This window comes from Ignavibacteriota bacterium, assembly GCA_016707525.1.
Classification (GTDB): domain Bacteria; phylum Bacteroidota; class Ignavibacteria; order UBA10030; family UBA6906; genus JAGDMK01.
This window is the reverse complement of sequence record JADJHP010000001.1, coordinates 384846-403891: the sequence shown is the minus strand read 5'-3', so window position 1 is coordinate 403891 and position 19046 is coordinate 384846. Positions and strand designations below refer to the sequence as shown.

The window sequence follows — 19046 nt, the reverse complement described above, 5'->3', positions numbered from 1 at the left end:
TTGTCAAGCATCAGCGACCGGAGGGCGCTCATTTGATTCTCAGACCGGAATTGGGTACATTACAATGATTGATGCAAGAAGAAGTTTATCTCCCCACGCCAATGTTCACGGAATGCCTCGTCCTCTGAATATCCTGTTCATTTCCAGCGAAGTGGAGCCGTTCGCGAAAACGGGCGGTCTCGCCGACGTGTCGGGCGCCCTTCCGCAAACCATTCGCCAGTTGGGCCATGAGATACGCGTCATGCTCCCCCGCTACGGCTCTATCAATGAGCGGAAAGCCCGGCTGCATGACATGATCAGGATGAAGGAGATCGACATTCCGGTCGGCGACCGTCATTTCCCGGCGAGCGTGAAGTCCTCGTTCATCTCGAACCCGCAGGTCAAGGTCCAGGTCTACCTCCTTGACAACAGCACCCTCTTCGGACGGACCGGTCTGTACGTCCATCCTGAAACCAAGAAGGACTTCCCCGACAACGATGCGCGGTTCACATTCTTCAACCGCGGCATCCTCGAGGTGCTGAAGAAGCTTGGCTGGCAGCCGGATATCATTCACTGCAACGACTGGCCGACCGGACTGGTTCCGGCGTACCTGAAGACCCTGTACAAGAACGATCCCTTTTATAAAGAGACGAAGACGGTCTTCACGATCCACAACATGGCGTATCAGGGGACGTACCCTCATAAGTCGTTTACCCAGACCGGCCTCCCTGCCGAACAGGATGCCGAAAGCGGCGTGATCGCCTGGGGGAACCTGAACTTCCTCAAAGCCGGACTCGTACATGCTGACGCACTCACAACGGTCAGCGAGAAGTATGCGCAGGAGATCCGCAGTTCCGACGAGTACGGGTGCGGCCTGCAGGGATTGCTCGAGAAGCGGAAACACGATCTGACCGGGATCCTGAATGGGGTCGACTACACCGTGTGGGATCCGTCGGCCGACGAGCTCATTCCCCAGCGATATGATGTGCGCTCGCTGGACCTGAAGGTCGAGAACAAGAAGATCCTGCTCGATCGTCTGGGTCTCCCCTTCGACGAGCGGGTGCCGGTGATCGGGATCATTTCCCGCCTGGCGGACCAGAAGGGATTCGATCTGATCGGCGACGTGTTGGACGAAATGATCGCGATGAAGGTCCAGCTGGTGGTCCTCGGCACAGGCGAAAAGAAGTATCACGATCTGTTCGAGAAAGCCACGAAGAAGTACCCGCGCAACGTCGGGATCTCCCTGACGTTCAACGAAGAGCTGGCGCATCTGATCGAAGCCGGGAGCGATATGTTCCTCATGCCCTCCCGCTACGAACCGTGTGGCCTCAACCAGATCTACAGCTTGCGCTACGGCACGATCCCGGTGGTCAGGGCAACGGGCGGACTCGACGACACCATCGAGGAGTATCATGCATCTGCCGGCACGGGAACGGGGTTCAAGTTCGCGCGGTATGAGAGCAGTGAGATGCTCAAGGCGCTCGGCCGCGCGGTCAAGGCCTGGGGCGACCAGAACGGCTGGCGCAAATTGATGAAGAACGGCATGGCGAAGGACTTCTCGTGGGAAGCGTCGGCACGCAAGTACGTCCAGTTGTACAGGAGCCTTGCACGCAAGTGAGTGAAGGACGCGCCGCCGTATTCTTCGATCGGGACGGCACGCTGATCGAAGATGTGGGATACCTCAGCAACGCCGCAGGGCTCAGGATGATCCCCGGCGCTGCCGAAGGAGTGCGCCGCCTGAATGACCATGGCTTCCTCACCTTCGTCATCTCCAACCAGTCCGGCGTCGCCCGCGGGTACTTCAGCGAGCAGGCGCTGGTCCCGATCCATCAGCGGCTGGAAGCGGAACTGTCCTCCGCCGGAGCGCACCTCGACCACATTTATTACTGTCCGCACCATCCGACCCGCGGCACCCCTCCCTACAATGTCGAGTGCGCCTGCCGCAAGCCCCGCACCGGCATGCTGGAGCAGGCCGTGAAGGAATTCAATGTCGATCTCCGCCGGTCATATGTCATCGGAGACAAGTTTGCGGATGTCAAAGTAGGACACACCGCCGGGACACGCACAGTGCTTGTGCTGACCGGTTACGGCCCCTCGGCCGTGCAGGAATGCCGTGAGGCAGGAATCACGCCGGATGCCGTCCGCCCTTCCGTTGCGGAAGCGGTGGCATTCATTATGGAACACACCGAAGGAGATGCACATCATCATGCGTGACGGGAAACGACGATGGCTGCCCTTGATCCTTGCAGTCGTCGTCATTGCGTGCAGTGAGGATCCCACAGAAGAGAATGCACTCGTCGCCCCCCTCCCCCTCGTGGGAGTCGCGGTGCGCGAAACCACCATCACCGCAACATCGGGTTCGTCGTTCATGCGGGTCCTCCCGATGAACGGGCCGGTCAATCTCATCGGCAAGAGCGGGAACTACACCGCCATCGGTGCGTTCGCCTTCTACTCGAACTACTTTCCGGCACGCGATACCGTGAATGTGTTGTCGGCACGGCTGTACCTTCGCGCCGCATCCTTCTTCGGCGATTCCACCGCGCAGTTCGGCTTCACCGTCCACCGGATCACTCGCACATGGACCGCCGGAGGTTCGACCTGGGACACGGTGCAGACGGGGTTCTATGACGCGGCGACGCTCCGCGGGACGTATACCGGAGGCGTCGGGGCAGACACCCAGCGCATCGTTGTCCAACTCGATACCGCCATGGCACGTGAATGGCTCAAGACCACGGACACCGACAACAAGTATGGCTTCGTCCTCGTGCCTACGCCCGGCACGAATGTCGTCCGCGGCTTCACGTCGTTCGAGGCCGATTCCGCGAAGGATTACCCGACACTCGAGATCATCGCGCAGAATGTCGCAGGCACGGTCCGCGACACCTCGACGTACTCTCTCGGCATCGACACCTTCGTTGGCAACAACGACGGGGTCATCACATCGCCATCGCTCATGGTCGCACAGGCGGGGATCGTGTACCGCAGCATCGTGAAGTTCGATGTGAGCTTCATCCCCCGCGGGTCGACCGTCCATGTCGCGGAACTGCAATTACAGCGCGACCCGGCGACCTCGAAGATCAACCGGTTCTCCGGCGACGCATCGATCGCGGCGCACATCATGCTGGCCGATTCGGCTACGGGCACCTTCAGCACCACAGGCAGCACGGGCTCGGTGAAAGCGGGGACCACCGACACCTATGCCGCCGAGATCTATTCCACCGTGCAATCCTGGGTACGCGGATCGAACTACGGCCTCCTCCTGCGGGTCAACGGCGATCAGGAGTTCGCAAGCTTCGACCTGATCACGTTCCATAGTGTCGGAGCCACGAACGCCGCCCTGCGGCCCAGGCTCCGCATACTCTATTCCATTCCCCAGAACTGACCGGTGAGGCGATCGTGAGAAGGCTCTTCCGTGGTACATTGATCATCCCTCTCCTTCTGGCAGCAGTGCACGCCTATGCCGGCAGTGGCGGGTCCATCTACTCATTCCTCGGCATCGGCGACCTCCACATGTCGCCCAGCGTCCGCTCGGCCGGCATGGGCTATACCGGCTACGCCACGCCGGCGCCCTATGTCATCAATACCATGTCGCCGGCTACCTGGTCCCGGATCGATCGCGCTCGTATCGAGGGCGGCCTCCAGTATGAGGGCTTCAGCTCCTCCAACGGATCAACGTCCCGTTTTCTGGCCAGGGCCGATGTCAGCGCGGCGCTGCTCGCGCTGCCCCTCTCGCAAGCGCAGGGCATCGTTGTGGTTGCGGGGTTCACGCCGTTCAGCAAGGTGGACTACAACACCTACACGAACGGCACGTTCATCGGGTCCGCCGACACGCTGGCCTACGCGATCAACCATACCGGCCGCGGCGGGATCAGCAAAGCCATCCTGGGCTCATCCTGGGCACCGACGAAGAGCCTCGCCTTCGGCGCGAACCTGAATTACCTCTTTGGTACCGTGGAACGAACGAGCTCCATCATTCCACGATCATCCACGTTCCCCGGCAGCGACCAGACCGAAGAATCGACGATGAGCGGCACGACGTTCACGATCAGCACCGTCGTCGACAGCCTCGGGGAAGTGAGCCCCCTGCTTGCACCGTTCTCCTTCGGGATCGCCTTCACCACGGGCACGAACCTGACCACGACCCATCGGTACACCTACCTCTTCACGGACCAGCGTGATACGACGCAGGAAACGGAAGAGGCCTTCGGCATCCCCACAACCTTCGGATTCGGACTCTCGTACCGCGCGAGCGATCGCGTGGTGCTGGCGGCCGACGTGGTGACCCAGGCCTGGTCCGGCTCGCTGTTCCGGGGGAAGACGCCCTCCGGGCTCAGGAATTCCACCATGATCGGGATCGGGATGGAACGCACGCCCGCCCGCGAATCAGGACAACCACTGCTCGATCGCATCGCCTACCGGTTCGGGGCGATGTATCATCAGACCTACATTGCGCCCAACGGCGATCCGATCAATGCCTGGGCGGTCACCGCGGGGCTCGGTATCCCCGTCAGCGCCGACACGCGGTTGAATCTCGCCATAGAATACGGCAGCAGGGGCACGACGGACAAGAACATGATCAGGGACAACATCATCCGGTTCTCCGCGTCACTGACGATCAGCGAATTGTGGTTCCAGCGCTACGAAGAGGAGTGAGATGAAGAACCTTGTGCAGCATGATCCTGAGATCGCCGCAGCGATACGGAGCGAGATCCACAGGCAGAATACCAAGCTCGAGCTCATCGCGTCCGAGAACTTCGTCAGCCTCGCTATCCTTGAAGCGGTCGGCTCCCCGCTCACCAACAAATACGCCGAAGGATATCCTGGGAAACGCTACTACGGCGGCTGCGAGTTCGTGGACATCGCCGAGGAGCTTGCGCGTGACCGGGCTAAAGAGCTCTTCGGCGCTGACTATGCCAACGTCCAGCCGCATTCCGGCTCACAGGCGAACATGGCGGTGTACTTCACCTTCGTGAAGCCCGGCGACACGCTGATGGGCATGAACCTCTCCCATGGGGGTCATCTCACGCACGGCTCACCGGTGAACTTCTCGGGGCAATTCTACAAGTTCATACCCTACGGTGTGAACCCGCAGACCGGGATGATCGACTTCAACGAGGTCGAAGACCTCGCGAAGAAGGAACGTCCCAGAATGATCACGGTCGGCGCCAGCGCGTATTCCCGGAACATCGACTACAAGGCGTTCCGGACGATCGCGGATTCGGTTGGCGCATTCCTCTTTGCGGATATCGCACACCCGGCCGGACTCATCGCGCGGAAGCTGCTGAACGATCCGATCCCCCATTGCCATGTGGTGACATCGACGACACACAAGACGCTGCGCGGCCCCCGCGGAGGGTTGATCCTCCTCGGCAAGGACTTTGACAATCCGTTCGGGCTCGTTGCTCCGAAATCCGGCCGCACGAAACGCATGTCGGAGCTGCTCGATTCCATGGTCATCCCCGGCATCCAGGGCGGACCCCTCATGCATGTGATCGCTGGCAAGGCCGTCGCCTTCCGCGAAGCACTCCAACCTTCGTTCGAAGTGTACGGCCGCCAGGTCATCAGCAATGCGCAGACGCTCGCGAAGGCGCTGACGGCCCGCGGCTACAACATCGTTTCCGGCGGCACGGACAACCACCTCATGCTCATCGACCTCCGTAACAAGAACATCACCGGGAAGGATGCGCAGGAGGCACTGGACGAGTCGGGCATCACGGTGAACAAGAACGCGGTGCCGTTCGATGACAAGAGCCCGCTGATCACCAGCGGTATCCGCGTCGGCACACCGGCACTGACGACCCGCGGGATGCGTGAGCCCGAGATGGAACGCGTGGCAGCACTCATCGATCGCGTGATCAAGGATGCAGCCTCGTCGACGGTCCACGCACAGGTCGCAGCGGATGTGGAACGCCTCTGCCTCGAATTCCCTCTTTATCCCGAGCTCCAATCATGACGTCGTCGGAAGGGCTGAGGCATGGCTGACATGCCGGACACCGGACCGGGAAACGAAACCGGCAATGAGATGTCGTTCCTCGATCACCTCGAGGAACTCCGCTGGCGTGTGATCAAAGCCATCATCGGTGTGGCACTGGGCATGATCCTGTGCTGGGTCTTCATTGACTGGATCATGGACGATGTGCTGCTGCGGCCCATCGTCCGCGTCAATGCATCGCTCCTTCCCGGACAGCCACCCATCAAGCTTCAGAACCTGAAGCCGTTCGGTCAGCTCTTCCTGTACATGCAGGTGGCGATCATCGGCGGTGCCATTCTGAGCCTGCCCAACATCCTGTATCAGGTCTGGGCATTCATCGCCCCGGGACTCCTCCCGAAGGAACGGGGAACGGCACGTGCCGTTGTTGCGTTCTCGTCGCTCTGCTTCCTCGGCGGTGTGGCGTTCGCCTACTTCGTGATGCTGCCGGCGGCGCTCAGCTTCTTCGCGACGTTCGGGACCGCCACGATCGAGAACAACATCGCCGTGAACGAGTACATGAATTTCATCATCAGCGTGATGCTCGCGGCCGGCGTCGTCTTCGAACTCCCGATGGTATCCTGGTTCCTCTCGCGGATCGGGATCCTGACCCCGAAGTTCATGCGTCAGTACCGCAGGCACGCCATCGTGATCATCTTCGTCCTGGCAGCATTCCTGACGCCAGGCACCGATCCTGTCAGCCAGATCCTCCTTGCGGTCCCGCTGCTCGTGCTGTATGAGATCAGCATCTTCGTGTCCGCCTGGGCCTCCCGCAAACGGGATGCCGCAGCAACACCCTAACGAATCCCCGCGCACCAGCAAAGGCAAGTTGTGGACCTGCAGGCCATAGCGTCACCGATCCAGCATCACCTCCCGCTCTTCGACCGGGTCTTCCGCGAGGCGATACGTTCCCGCATCGGGTTGGTCGACCTCGTGACGAAGTACCTCGTGCGGCAAAAGGGCAAGAAGGTCCGCCCGATCCTCGTCCTCCTCAGCGCCGAACTCTGCGGCGGGGTGAACGAGAAGAGCCACCGGGGCGCAGCACTGGTGGAGATCCTGCACACCGCCACCCTCGTCCACGACGACGTGGTGGACGACGCGGACACGCGGCGCGGACTCGCCTCCATCAATGCGGTGTGGAAGAACAAGATCGCGGTGCTGATGGGCGATTACCTTCTGTCGCGCGGGCTGCTTGTTGCGCTCGACCACGATGACTTTGCGTTCCTGAAGATCAACTCCAACGCCGTCCGGCGGATGATCGAGGGCGAACTCCATCAGATCCAGCGCAGCAGGAAACTGGATATGGATGAAGAGAAGTATCTGCGCATCATCGGCGACAAGACCGCATCACTGCTTTCCACATGCTGCGAGATCGGGGCGACCAGTGCGACAGATGACCCCGAGTCGCAGCGCCGGCTGCGCGAGTACGGTGAACTCGTCGGGCTGGCATTCCAGATCCGCGACGACATCCTCGATTACACGGGACGCAGATCGATCACCGGCAAACCGACAGGCCTCGACCTCAGCGAAAAGAAGCTGACCCTGCCGCTCGTGCACGCCCTTGCCCATGCCCAGGCGTCGGAACGAAAAGAGATCCTCGGTATGATCAAGGCCGGCGGCAAAAAGATCGACGTCCGCCGCATCGTGCGCTTCGCGGAGGAGCGCGGCGGCATCGCCTACGCGACCGAACGGGCGCGCCACTACGCGGCGGAGGCGAAGGAGCAGATCGCGGCTTTCCCGGACTCGCCCAGCAAGGCATCGCTCGCGGCGTTCGCGGATTTCGTCGTCGACCGCGACAAGTGACTGTTGCGCACCCCTTGAAATGACGCGGGGCGGTCCGTTGGACCGCCCCGTTCTTTTTTCCTGCCTCTGTCCAGCGGCGCGCTATGCGGGCCTGATCGTCAGGACCGGACACGGCGCATGATGCACAATGCGGTCCGCTGTGCTCCCGAACAGTATATGCTCAACACCGCTGTGCCCGTGCGTGGCCACGATGATGAGATCCACCGCCTGCGCTTCCGCTTCCGCGAGGATCTCGTGATGCGGGTTGCCTGTCCGCACTGCGTACGTCGCGGGTACCGATCGGCCGATCTCACGCTCGATCAATGTCTGCAACTCCTCCGCACCCTTCTGCCGCAGCTCTTCTTCAACGCGGGGCAACACCACCTGCCCGAAACCGAGATCGGCGGGATAAATGGTGGGTTCCACGACGTAGACCAGATGCAGCGCTGCTTTGAACTGGCCGGCCATCGGCACGGCGTACTTCAACGCATTCTTGGAGTGGACAGAGAAATCGATCGGGACGAGGATCCGGCGGATGCCCAGCGCGGTCACAGGAGCGGCTGCCCGCTTCGGACCCGGGGATTTCCTCCGCACCGCCGGGGACGTGTGGGCCGCCCGGCGGGGTGTTCGTGCAGCCGTTCGCGTTGTTTTTTTCATCGCATTCCTCCCTTGGCTGTGAGGATGGATTACTTCGTGTACACGAACTTCAGCCAGTTGTGGGGATCGTTGGCCTTGGTTACAATATCGAAAAATGCTTTCTGCAATGCCATCGTGACCGGGCCGGGCTTTCCGGTCCCGACCACATTTTTGTCCACCGACCGGATCGGCGTGATCTCCGCCGCGGTCCCGGTGAAGAACATCTCATCAGCGACATACAGCGATTCGCGCGGCATGGCGCCCTCGCGGATCTCGATGCCCATCTCGCGCGCAAGCTGCATGACGGATGAACGGGTGATACCGGGGAGCAAGGACGCAGCGAGGTGTGGCGTAAACATGATGCCGTCGCGGACAAGGAACAGGTTCTCCCCGCTCCCTTCGCTCAGGTTCCCCGACACATCCAGTGCGATCGCTTCCGCAAAGCCGTTCTGGATCGCTTCTACTTTCATCAACTGCGAGAGCAGGTAATTGCCGCCGGCTTTCGCCATCGTCGGGAAGGTGTTCGGTGCCGGGCGGTTCCAGGTGGAGACGCAGACGTCGATACCATTGCCGAGGGCCTCGGGGCCGAGATACGCCCCCCATTCCCACACGGCTATGGTAAGGTCCACCGGACAGGCCAGCGGATTCACGCCAACATCACCGTACCCGCGATAGGCGACCGGACGGATATAGCACGCCTTCATCTTGTTCACCTGGATCGTATCCAGGATGCCCTGCTCCACCTGCGCCTGGGTCCATGGGAGCGGGGTACGGTAGATCTTCAGGGAATCCAGCAACCGACGGACGTGAAGGTCGAGCCGGAAGATCGCCGGACCTTTCTCGGTATTGTAACAGCGGATCCCTTCGAACCAACTGGTGCCATAATGGATAACGTGCGAGAGAACGTGGATCCGGGCATCATCCCAGTTGACCATCGTGCCGTTCATCCAGATCTTATCGACTTTTTGTACTGGCATAACGTCCTCGTCAGGGGGTGGTAGTATTACAACTCCATTTGATAGAGACGATGGCGCTTGATGAGCTCACCCTTCAGCATATGCGCCCCGCGGTTCATCATGACATTGTCTTCAAGCACCCAGCTCGCTTCGCCGCGCGGGATCCCGGTGTTCGTGATCCGGCGTGCGATCTCGTAGAACAACACACCGCCGATGCCGGAGTTGAGGTACTCGGGGAGCACTCCCAGCATGACGATGCGCGAATCATCGATCCGCTTTTTGAGGAACAGCATGCGGAGGATGGCCGGGAGGAGCCATCCGCGCTTGTTCCCCTTCAGAATGATATTGTAGTCCGGCAGCGCGAGGGCGAACCCGACGGGTCTCCCTTTCACCTCAACAAAGATCACGAATTCAGGATTGACGATGGCCTTGAGGTCCTTGGCCATGTAATTGAATTCCTCATCCGTCAACGGAACTTCACCCCAGTTGTGGATCCAACCCTTCGAGTAGAGCTCGTGGATCCGCTTGACCTCGTTGTCGAAGTCCTTCATGTTGAACTTCCGGAAGACCAGACCCTGCCGCTGCCGTGCGGCTTCCGAGACACGAACCAGTTTGTCCGTGAATACCTGATCCTGGTGCAGACCCCAGGAATAGAGGTCCTTCACCTTCGTGAATCCGTAGGTCTCGACGAGTTTGGGATAGTACGGTGGATTGTACGCCATGAGGATCGCCGGACTGCGGTCGAAGCCTTCGACAAGCATTCCGACCTCGTCATTGACGGACGGACTTACGGGCCCGCGCACCGCGGTCACCCCGCGCGCCTTGAGCCAACGGACAGCCTCGTCGAAGAGCGAACTTGCCACTTCCTGGTCATCGAGACATTCAAAGAAACCGAAGAATCCTATGTTCTCGTTGTGCTCGCGGTTGTGATTGTGGTTGATGATGGCGCCAATGCGCCCGACCACTTCCCCGTTGCGCTCCGCCAGAAAGAATTCCGCATCCGCATGCTTGTAGAACGGGTTATGCTCCCGGTCCATCAGCTTGCGCCTGTCCATCAACAGGGGCGGCACCCAGTACGGATTCCCCTCATAGGGCTTCCACTGGAACTTGATGAAAACCTTCTCGTCTTTTTTCGAACGCAGGGGACGAACAGTGACGGAACTCATGCGGTCACGGCCTCACAGAGATAGGACGGGGAATAGACTTGCAACGGCCCGGAGGGCACCGGTGAACGGAATGAGCCGGCCCGCCCCCTGATACGGGGCGGGACCGGTCTCCGTGACGATCAGCTGATCACACCGAGCTTCTTGCCGATGACCGTGAAGGTTTCGAGGATGCGGTCGAGGTGCTTGTCCTCATGGGTGGCCATGTAGCTGGTCCGCAGCATCGCCATGCCCGGAGGCACACCGGGGCTGACGAACGCATTCACAAACACGCCGGCATCGAACAGCTCGCGCCAGAACTTGAAGGTCAGCATGTCCTCGCCGATGATCACCGGCACGATCGCGGTCTGGGCATCAAGGACGTGGAAGCCAAGTGCCTTGAACCCCTGACGCATCTTGTCCGCGTTGCGGATCAGGTTGTCCATCCGCTGCGGCTCCGCCTCCAGAATGGTCAGCGAGGCAAGCGCAGCCGCCACTGATGCCGGGGTCGGGCTTGCAGAAAAGATCAGTGCCGGAGCATGGTGCTTGAGATAATTGATGACGGGACCGTCGCCGGCGACGAACCCGCCGAGAGACGAAAAGGTCTTCGAGAAGGTCCCCATCGTCATATCCACTTCTTTTTCCAGGCCGTAGTGGCTCGCGGTCCCGCGGCCCCCCTTGCCGATCACACCGGTGGAGTGGGCATCGTCGATGAGGATCCGCCCATTGTATTTTCGGGCGACCTCGACCAGACGGGGCAGGTCAACGATCAGACCGGTCGTGCTGAACACGCCATCGGAGACGACCAATTTGGGCACTTCGAGTGGCAGCTTGCTCATCACCCGCTCGAGGTCATCCATGTCATTGTGCTTGAAACGGATCATCTCGGCGAAGGCACCCTTTGCCATCAGGTTGCCGGCGACGATGCATGCGTGGTTGTCTTTGTCAGACAACACATACTCGCCCTTCTGGACCAGCGTGGGGATGATCCCCTGCGCAGTCTGGTACCCGGTACTGAAGAGCAGACAGGCTTCCTTGTGGAAGAACTTCGCAAGGCGCGCTTCAAGCTCGATGTGCAGATCGAGTGTACCGGTGAGGTAGCGCGAACCGGAGCACCCCGTGCCGTACTTCTCGATGGCCTTGATCGCCGCTTCCTTCACACGCGGATCGGCGGTGAGGCCCAGATAGTTATTGGAACCGGCCATGATGATCTTGCGCCCCTCGATCGTCACCACCGGCCCCTCATTTTCCTCGATCGGCCTGAAATAGGGGTAGAACCCCGCGGCTTTGATCTCATCCGCACGGGTGAAAGCCAAGCACTTCTGGAAGAGGTCAACGGGTTTCTTGGCGGTCGCTTCAGGAGGTGTCATCAGCGTTCTCTTGGAAATCTCTAACACGAAGGTTTGATTAGATGAAAGTATTTTAATATACTTTACCACCGTCTGAAAGTCAATTGAGAACCCCCATGAAAACAGCACTCGTTACCGGTGGCAGCGGCTTCATCGGCAGCCACCTTGTTGAACTCCTTCTTCAAAAGGGCTACGCAGTCCGTTGTCTCCTCAGGAAGACAAGCAGTACCGCCTGGCTCAAAGATCTCCCGATCACGGTCATCCAGGGGGATGTGTACGATGAGCAGGCGCTCGCCGCGGCAGTGGCCGGCGTCGACTATATCTATCATTCCGCAGGGCTGACCAAAGCCAAAGAGAAATCGGAATACTATCGGGCCAATGCCGGGGGGACGCGCAACCTCCTGCAGGCGGCGATCCGTCACGCGCCCAACCTGAGCCGTTTCGTACAGATCAGCAGCCAGACGGCGGCAGGCCCCAGCCCCACGGCAACACCGATCACCGAGGATCAATCCGGCGAACCCATCACCACGTATGGGAAGTCCAAACTCCAGGCGGAAAAGGAATGCCTCGCGCTGCTCGACAAACTACCGATCACCATCGTCCGCCCCCCCGCCGTCTTCGGTCCGCGGGACAAGGACGTGTTCGAGTTCTTTGCAACGATGCAGAAGGGGCTCCAGCCCGTGGTGGGTTTCGGGGAGAAATACGTGACCCTCATCCACGTGAAGGACCTCGTCCGTGGCATCGTCATGGCCGGCGAAAGCCCGAACAGCGTGGGAAAGACCTATTTCATCGGCAGCAAGAAGACGTATGGATGGAAGGAAGTCGGACAACTCACGCGCAAGGCCCTTGGCCGCGGCGCCGTGACGCTCCGCGTCCCCGAAGCCGGGGTCTACGTGATCGCAGCGTTCGCCGAGTTCTTCTCGCTGTTCTCGTCCAAGCCGGCGCTGATCAACTTTGAAAAAGCCCGGGACATGGTTCAGGATTACTGGACGTGTGATTCAGCGAAGGCGAAGCGCGATTTCGGTTATGAGCAGGAGATCACTCTTGAGGCCGGCATCAACGATACGATCGCGTGGTGCAGGCAGCAGGGGTGGTTGAAGTAACACCGCGGCATCCGTTGTGGGGCGGTGCATGCACCGCCCCAGCACCATCGGCAGCCCCGCGTCCAGATCCATTGCACCAATGGTGCACCCCGCACCGCGTGCCAATGGCGCCGTCGTCCATTTGTGTAGGGCGGTGCATGCCCGCCCCACACCACCCCGCGCCCATATCCATTGCACCAATGGTACCCCATCCCTGCCCCGTCGTCCATTCTTGTGTAGGGCGGTGCATGCACCGCCCCCCAACACCATCGGTACACCGCACATTCAGCGGTCGCGCAAGACCTTGATCAACGCCTCCCTGTTCTGCTCCCACCCTTCATCGCCGCTGACGCCCGGCAATTCCAGGGTGATGATTGGGATCTGCCGTTCCAGACCGGCATAGGTGCCAAGAGATCCCGGCGTCGGATACCCGATGCTACCGCTCACCGGATATCCGTTGAGGGCACCGATGCGCTCCGCGATCTCTTTCCCCGGCCCGTCGTAGTTCACAACGTGGAGAGCAGCGTGCAGGGTGATGATGAGGCACGGCTTGAAGCGGTCGATCAGTGACATCACCAATTTCGTTTCCGGTTCCGACGCTGGTTCTGTGCCGTGGCGCGCGATCCCCTTCCGCTCTCCATTCTCCCAGTTGGCTGTAGGGAAGTTCCTGTTGATGTCCACGCCATGAGCATTCCAGCGGGTCCCCCGTTCCACTCCATCCGGATTCACCACTGGCACGAACACGATCCGCCGATGCAGCGGATCACCCGCCCCCGCCGCGAACGCCTCTGCCAACCTCACCACAACGGTGCCGCCGGCGGCCTCGTCGCCATGCATACTCCCGAGCACCAACACGGTACTGTCGCCCCGCCCTTCTTCGCGGAAAACGATGGCACGCCCCTCCACGGATCTACCGCACTCAGTCCAGAGTCCGGGGTGGCGACCGATGTCGGCGAGCGGATCACTCCCCCGGCCGATCCCCGAGGAAGAACAACCATTCGACATCAGCATCAGAAGCACTACAAGGGAAGTAGAGTGCCGGTGTTTGCCAAGGGAACTCATGGTTCCTCGAGCTGGAGAGAAGATGAATGAAGGCCAATGCATGGCAGGAAAATACCCAAAAACGCATCCGGTGTCAAACCTTGCGCCATTTCTTTCCACGGGTTCGGAATTCTTTCGGCGTCCTCCCCCGGTACCATGAAAACCTTGCGCCTCGAGAACGCGCTACCGTCGTGGGCTGTACTTCGTGAGATGGCTCAGGACGATGTAGAGGGACTTTCCGAACTCGTGGCGTGGGGTGGGGGACCTCCATTCCTCCAAAGTCGACCCTATAGACTGCTGATCCGTTGGGTTCCTCGGGTGCGGCCCTTCCAGGCTGAAGTGCGTCGGCGGGTGTAATCGTACCTAGGGCGACGGGGCCCCCGCCCCCTGCGCGGGCCCCGCCCCCCACCCGCCCCCGCCCCGGGGGCGGTGCACCCGCCCCTACCCCCGACACCTCTGTGTTCCGATGAACTTGTACCAATGGTGCCGCGTCCCGTTTGGATTTTCCCTATCACTTGGCTATCATGCAGGGGTGAGGCTCTCTACCCCCCCCCCGTTCAGGTTCCGAAGGAAACCCATGCGACGATCCCTGATGATGCTTCTCCTCTACACTCTTCCCCTGTTCACGTTCGGCCAGGCGAAGTACTCTACTCCCCACTTCACCCTGGCTATCAGCAAGTCCGGACAACTGACCAGTCTCTTCGATGTCGCCGGCAAGAAGGAGTACATCGCCGCTCGCCAGCCTGCACCGTTCGTATCCATCCGGACCACAGCCGGGATCGAAGCCCCCTCAACAGTGATCCGTATGGGAGGCGATACACTCCGGTTCACCTACCAGCGCAGCAAGACGGTCGCAGACGTCAGCGTTTCCATGCATCCGACCCACCTGACCTTCGAAGTAGTCCGTGTCTCTCCGCCCGGTGTGGTCGATGCCGTCATCTGGGGACCCTACCCCACCCGCATCACCAAGACCATCGGAGAGATCGTGGGCGTCGTGCGGGATGGCCGGTATGCCATCGGGATCCAGGCGCTCAACCCGAAGACGATCGGGAGCTACCCCGACAATGCCGAGGGGTTCGATATGTCGCGCGGCCGCGCGGCGGAGCCCCGCCCCTGGGGGAGCGTGCTGCAGTGTTACAGCCTGGACCGCTCACGGCCACGCCAGGCGGATGTGTGGCTGGGATCCTTCCCCGCAATGCCCATCGAGCCGATACCGGGCGAGACCGTTGTGGGTTCGAAGATCGCACTGTTCGGCTGCCGTGAGGCCGATGCGCTCGACATGATCGGTGCCATCGAGATCGCCGAGGGCCTCCCCCATCCCATGCTCAACGGCGTGTGGTTCAAGAGATCCCCGGAGCAGGGTCGCTCCTACCTCATTGCGGACTTCGACGAGGCCATGCTGGATACGTTGCTGACGTGCACAGAGCGCGCCGGCCTCATGTCGCTCTATCATATGCAGCCGTTCGCGAGCTGGGGGCACTATCAGGTGAACACGAAGATCTTCCCCGCGGGGGCAGCCGGACTCCGTGCCTGCGTCGCGAAAGCACAGGCCCGCGGCATACGCCTCGGTGCCCACACGCTCACCACGTTCATTCAAACCAACGACCCCTACGTCACACCCGTTCCCGATCCACGCCTTGCAAAGACCGGATACAGCACGCTCACCGCTGCCGTGGACACGACGGCAACAGAGATCCCGGTGGAGTCCCCGGTGTACTTCGCAAACGAGAAGGCGAACTGGCTGCATGCAGTGGTGGTCGGCGATGAGATCATACGGTACCGGACAGTGTCCGAGAGAGCACCCTGGATCCTCCTGGACTGCCAGCGGGGGGCATTCGGTACCCGCATGGCATCCCATCCACAGGGGGCGGTGATCGGGAAACTGCTCGATCACCCGTACGAGGTATTCTTCCCGAACTTCGAACTCCAGCGCGAGATCGCGCGGAATCTTGCGCGCACCTTCAATGAGACCGGACTCGGACAGATGGATTTCGATGGACACGAAGGATGTGCGTCGTCGGGTCAGGGAGACTATGCCTACACGCTCTTCGCGCAGGATTTCCACGAGAATCTGGATCACCCGGTGATCAACGGCACCAGCAACTCGAAGCACTACTACTGGCATGTGAATTCGTATTGCAACTGGGGGGAACCGTGGACGGAAGGGTTCCGTGAGAGCATGCAGGAGTACCGGATCAGCAACCAGGCGCTGTTCGAACGGAACTACCTGCCGAACATGCTCGGATGGTATCTCCTCACGCCGGCGACAACCCTCTCGGACATGGAATGGATGCTGGCACGGGCTGCCGGGTTCAATGCCGGCTTTGCGCTTGCGACGAACATGGAGGCCATCCGGGGCAACGCCGAGCTTGGCCCGATCCTGGATGCGATCCGCGAGTGGGAGACGGCCCGCCGTGCGGGCGTGTTCACCCCGGCCCAGCGGGCGCTCATGAAGGACCCGAAGAATGAATTCCATCTGGAGGCCGCGGGGAGCGGTTCATGGCGACTCTACCCGTACCACGAGACGGCCCCTTTCCGCCACGAGCGGATCGTCCGGCAACCCGGAGAACCAACGTCCGCCCGTTGGGCCTTCACAACGGCGGATACGAAGCAGCCAATGCAGTTCAAGCTGCGTGCTGTTGGCGATGGAGGAAGTATCGCCAACCCTTCGTTCGAGGTCGACCGCTCCGCGCGGATCACATTTGCCGTGGAGCTGCAACCCGGACAGACGCTGGTATGTGAAGGCGCAACAACTGCGAGGGTCTATGACAACAAGGGCAGGCAGGTGAGCACGGCGATAGCCGCCGGCGCGGTGCCCTTGATGGCGGCAGGTGCGCACGAAGTGAAGTTCGCATGTGAGTTCAAGGGCACGAGCTCACCGGCAGTTGCGGTGACATTCAAGACGCGGGGGGAAGCGGTGGTGGTGCGCTAAGCAAGAAGTACATGGTTCCGGTCCATGCCCGGGGGCGGTGCTTGCACCGCCCCGGTAACGATCGGAAGACTGCTTCTTATAGAGGTTCAAGCATCGCCCTGGTGAACGCACTCCCGTGCTACCGCACAGGATCCAGCAACGGGATATACAACCCTCCCAGAACGCTCCGCGCCTGAAACCCGCACTGCTTCGCTGTCTGTGTATCATACCAATCCGAGAACGGAACCCGGTCGGGTGTGGCGTTCACGTATGCAACAATGGTACGCGCATACTCTGCCACAACAGTCCGGTCGCCGCTCATCGTCGCGACCCACAGCATCCACTCCGGTTTCGTGAATGCCGCCCGGTTGTCCAGTGGCAACCCGTAGGTCTGCATCTTCGTCCGGTAATACGCCAATTCCTTTGTCGCGATCTCAGGCGAGAAGAGGTGGAGCCCGAGCAGGCGGTCCCAGACGAGATTGTACTTCATACTCCACGTCCCCGGCCGGTCGAATGCGAGCCGATAGTGGTCGCCGTCACGCGCCATGGTCTCCCACTCCACAGCATACTTCTTCGCAAGGGCCTGATACGAGGACGCCTCCGCGCCCTCTCCCGCGAGCTCACACAACTTCGCATAACAGCCAAGCGCGACGATCGCCTTCACGGACAGATTGGTGTTGTGCGCCAGGTGCCCGGTGAAGTCGTCCGTGCACAACTGGTTCTCGGGATCGAGGCCTTTCTCCTTCAGATATGTTGCCCATGTCTGCAGCAGCGGACGATAGCGCAGGGCGAACGATCTGTCCTTCGTGATCTTTGCCAGAGCATATGTCAGGATGATCATGTTCCCGGATTCCTCCACCGGCATCTGATCGGATTCATCAAGCTCACCGCCGCCGTACACCTGCCCGTTGGCCAGCGGGTACGTCCCGATATCATGCGGAGCGAACGGAAACCGCCAGCGCGGGAGTCGCGCATATTCGAAGACCGGCCTCAGCATCGCTTCCAGCAGGGCCGGATTGAACGCGAGAAAGATCGGGGCCGACGGATAGATGACGTCCACGGTGCTGATGCAGCCGTTGCTGAAGTTCTCTTTGGGAAACAGCATCGCATCCCCCTCGAGATCGATCGCCAGTTTGTGTGCAGCGATCGTGTGACGGTACGCCAGGATGCACAGCCGGGCGAACTCACTTCCGCCCCTTTCCTCACAGCGCCGCGTCAAGTCGCGGTCGAACGCCGCGCACACACCGGCGAGGGTCCGGTACGAGGCCTCACCGTCGCGCAGCACGTCCACGATCGTCTTTCCCCCTTTCGTCCAATACGCAGGGATGCGCCGGCGGAGGAACTCGATCGAGTACCGGTCATCATACGCGAGCAATGCGTGGACGGACACGGGGGAAGAGCCGACCGATCGCAGATCGAACGCACAGGCCTGCACGATCCAATCGTCGTTCGCCGGGCGGGGCATCATCAGATCGTCCGACTCCGGTACGGTGCCGGTCGTCCGGAATGCTCGCCGGGACACCCGGGCGGGGGCGATGGCGCCGCTGCCATTCTGCCCGTGCGGGACCGCAAGGTACACGGAGCCCCAATCGATGCGGAGGTCATCCCCCCGCTTGCCAAGGATCTTCTGATCCGAGGACCCCATCCTCAGCACTTCCATCCCCTTCACGCGCACGCGCCCCCAGGCAACTTCCTGATCGTGGGTGTTGATACAAAGCTCGGCGGTATGCTCGAGGTAGACCTTCACTGCATGAGGCTTGCCATCTGTCGACTGAGCCGACCAGGTGACATACGTCAGCGGGCGTGAGAGGATCTCGAGGGAATCCGGAAGAAGCGGACTCAGGAACGTCAGGGTGATGGAAACCCCCGCACCGTCGAACACATACGATGTACTCGTCGGCGTCACGCTGAGCGCGCCACCATCCATCGCCGGCACATCAGGCGGATTCGGTCCGAGCAGCCGGTAGCAAGCACCATCAATGGACACCATCGAGAACACGCCCATGGTCTTGCCGGTCCAATGCCGCGTGATGTCTGTCTGAGGCCGGTCAGCAAAGGACCAGATGCTGAAGTACGGGTCGTGCGTCACGAGCGGTACCGCAGGTGGACGGAAACCTGAGGGTTGAGCCATCGTGATACCCGGAAGCGTGGCGGCAAGGATGAAGAGGATCATCAGTTTCATGGATGGGTCGCGATGTGA

At 60.9% G+C, this 19046-nt stretch carries 15 protein-coding genes; 9 read left to right on the top strand and 6 right to left on the bottom strand.

Annotated features, from left to right (window positions below):
• Positions 1-112 precede the first annotated feature (112 nt).
• Genes glgA through IPI01_01635 form a run of 7 tightly spaced genes read left to right on the top strand, consistent with a single transcriptional unit; the run spans position 113 to position 7750 of the window.
• Positions 113-1597, top strand: a complete 1485-nt coding sequence (gene glgA / locus IPI01_01665; GenBank protein ID MBK7256536.1) for a glycogen synthase GlgA — start codon at positions 113-115, stop codon at positions 1595-1597.
• Positions 1594-2193, top strand: coding sequence for an HAD family hydrolase (locus tag IPI01_01660; GenBank protein ID MBK7256535.1), 600 nt, complete (start codon positions 1594-1596; stop codon positions 2191-2193). The genes glgA and IPI01_01660 overlap by 4 nt, the downstream gene beginning before the upstream one ends.
• The gene (locus IPI01_01655) at positions 2186-3361 is read left to right on the top strand and encodes a DNRLRE domain-containing protein (protein ID MBK7256534.1); all 1176 of its coding nucleotides are present in this window, start codon (positions 2186-2188) and stop codon (positions 3359-3361) included. Before IPI01_01660 ends, IPI01_01655 begins: the two co-directional genes overlap by 8 nt.
• A gap of 14 nt (positions 3362-3375) precedes the next feature.
• The gene (locus tag IPI01_01650) at positions 3376-4632 is read left to right on the top strand and encodes a hypothetical protein (protein MBK7256533.1); all 1257 of its coding nucleotides are present in this window, start codon (positions 3376-3378) and stop codon (positions 4630-4632) included.
• Position 4633: 1 nt separating this feature from the next.
• Complete coding sequence (locus IPI01_01645; protein MBK7256532.1) at positions 4634-5932, top strand: serine hydroxymethyltransferase; 1299 nt, start codon at positions 4634-4636, stop codon at positions 5930-5932.
• 21 nt (positions 5933-5953) lie between these two features.
• Positions 5954-6748, top strand: a complete 795-nt coding sequence (gene tatC, locus IPI01_01640; protein MBK7256531.1) for a twin-arginine translocase subunit TatC — start codon at positions 5954-5956, stop codon at positions 6746-6748.
• A gap of 30 nt (positions 6749-6778) precedes the next feature.
• A complete protein-coding gene (locus tag IPI01_01635) occupies positions 6779-7750 on the top strand; it encodes a polyprenyl synthetase family protein (GenBank protein ID MBK7256530.1) in 972 nt (323 codons plus the stop codon).
• A gap of 81 nt (positions 7751-7831) precedes the next feature.
• Here IPI01_01635 and IPI01_01630 read toward each other — a convergent pair whose 3' ends face one another.
• From IPI01_01630 to IPI01_01615, 4 genes are all read right to left on the bottom strand, one after another.
• Complete coding sequence (locus IPI01_01630) at positions 7832-8386, bottom strand: universal stress protein (protein MBK7256529.1); 555 nt, start codon at positions 8384-8386, stop codon at positions 7832-7834.
• Between the two features lie 29 nt (positions 8387-8415).
• Entirely contained in the window at positions 8416-9342 is a 927-nt protein-coding gene (locus IPI01_01625; GenBank protein MBK7256528.1) for a branched-chain amino acid transaminase, read from the bottom strand.
• Between the two features lie 26 nt (positions 9343-9368).
• Positions 9369-10487, bottom strand: a complete 1119-nt coding sequence (locus IPI01_01620) for a GNAT family N-acetyltransferase (protein MBK7256527.1) — start codon at positions 10485-10487, stop codon at positions 9369-9371.
• Positions 10488-10606: 119 nt separating this feature from the next.
• Complete coding sequence (locus IPI01_01615; GenBank protein MBK7256526.1) at positions 10607-11833, bottom strand: pyridoxal phosphate-dependent aminotransferase family protein; 1227 nt, start codon at positions 11831-11833, stop codon at positions 10607-10609.
• A gap of 95 nt (positions 11834-11928) precedes the next feature.
• On the opposite strand from IPI01_01615, the gene IPI01_01610 reads away from it, so the two are divergent.
• Complete coding sequence (locus IPI01_01610; GenBank protein MBK7256525.1) at positions 11929-12915, top strand: SDR family NAD(P)-dependent oxidoreductase; 987 nt, start codon at positions 11929-11931, stop codon at positions 12913-12915.
• 264 nt (positions 12916-13179) lie between these two features.
• Here IPI01_01610 and IPI01_01605 read toward each other — a convergent pair whose 3' ends face one another.
• Complete coding sequence (locus IPI01_01605) at positions 13180-13956, bottom strand: DUF2817 domain-containing protein (protein MBK7256524.1); 777 nt, start codon at positions 13954-13956, stop codon at positions 13180-13182.
• A gap of 556 nt (positions 13957-14512) precedes the next feature.
• Here IPI01_01605 and IPI01_01600 point away from each other — a divergent pair.
• Positions 14513-16867, top strand: coding sequence for a hypothetical protein (locus IPI01_01600; protein ID MBK7256523.1), 2355 nt, complete (start codon positions 14513-14515; stop codon positions 16865-16867).
• A gap of 118 nt (positions 16868-16985) precedes the next feature.
• On the opposite strand, the gene IPI01_01595 is transcribed toward IPI01_01600, so the two are convergent.
• Positions 16986-19028, bottom strand: coding sequence for a DUF4965 domain-containing protein (locus IPI01_01595; GenBank protein ID MBK7256522.1), 2043 nt, complete (start codon positions 19026-19028; stop codon positions 16986-16988).
• Between the last annotated feature and the right edge of the window lie 18 nt (positions 19029-19046).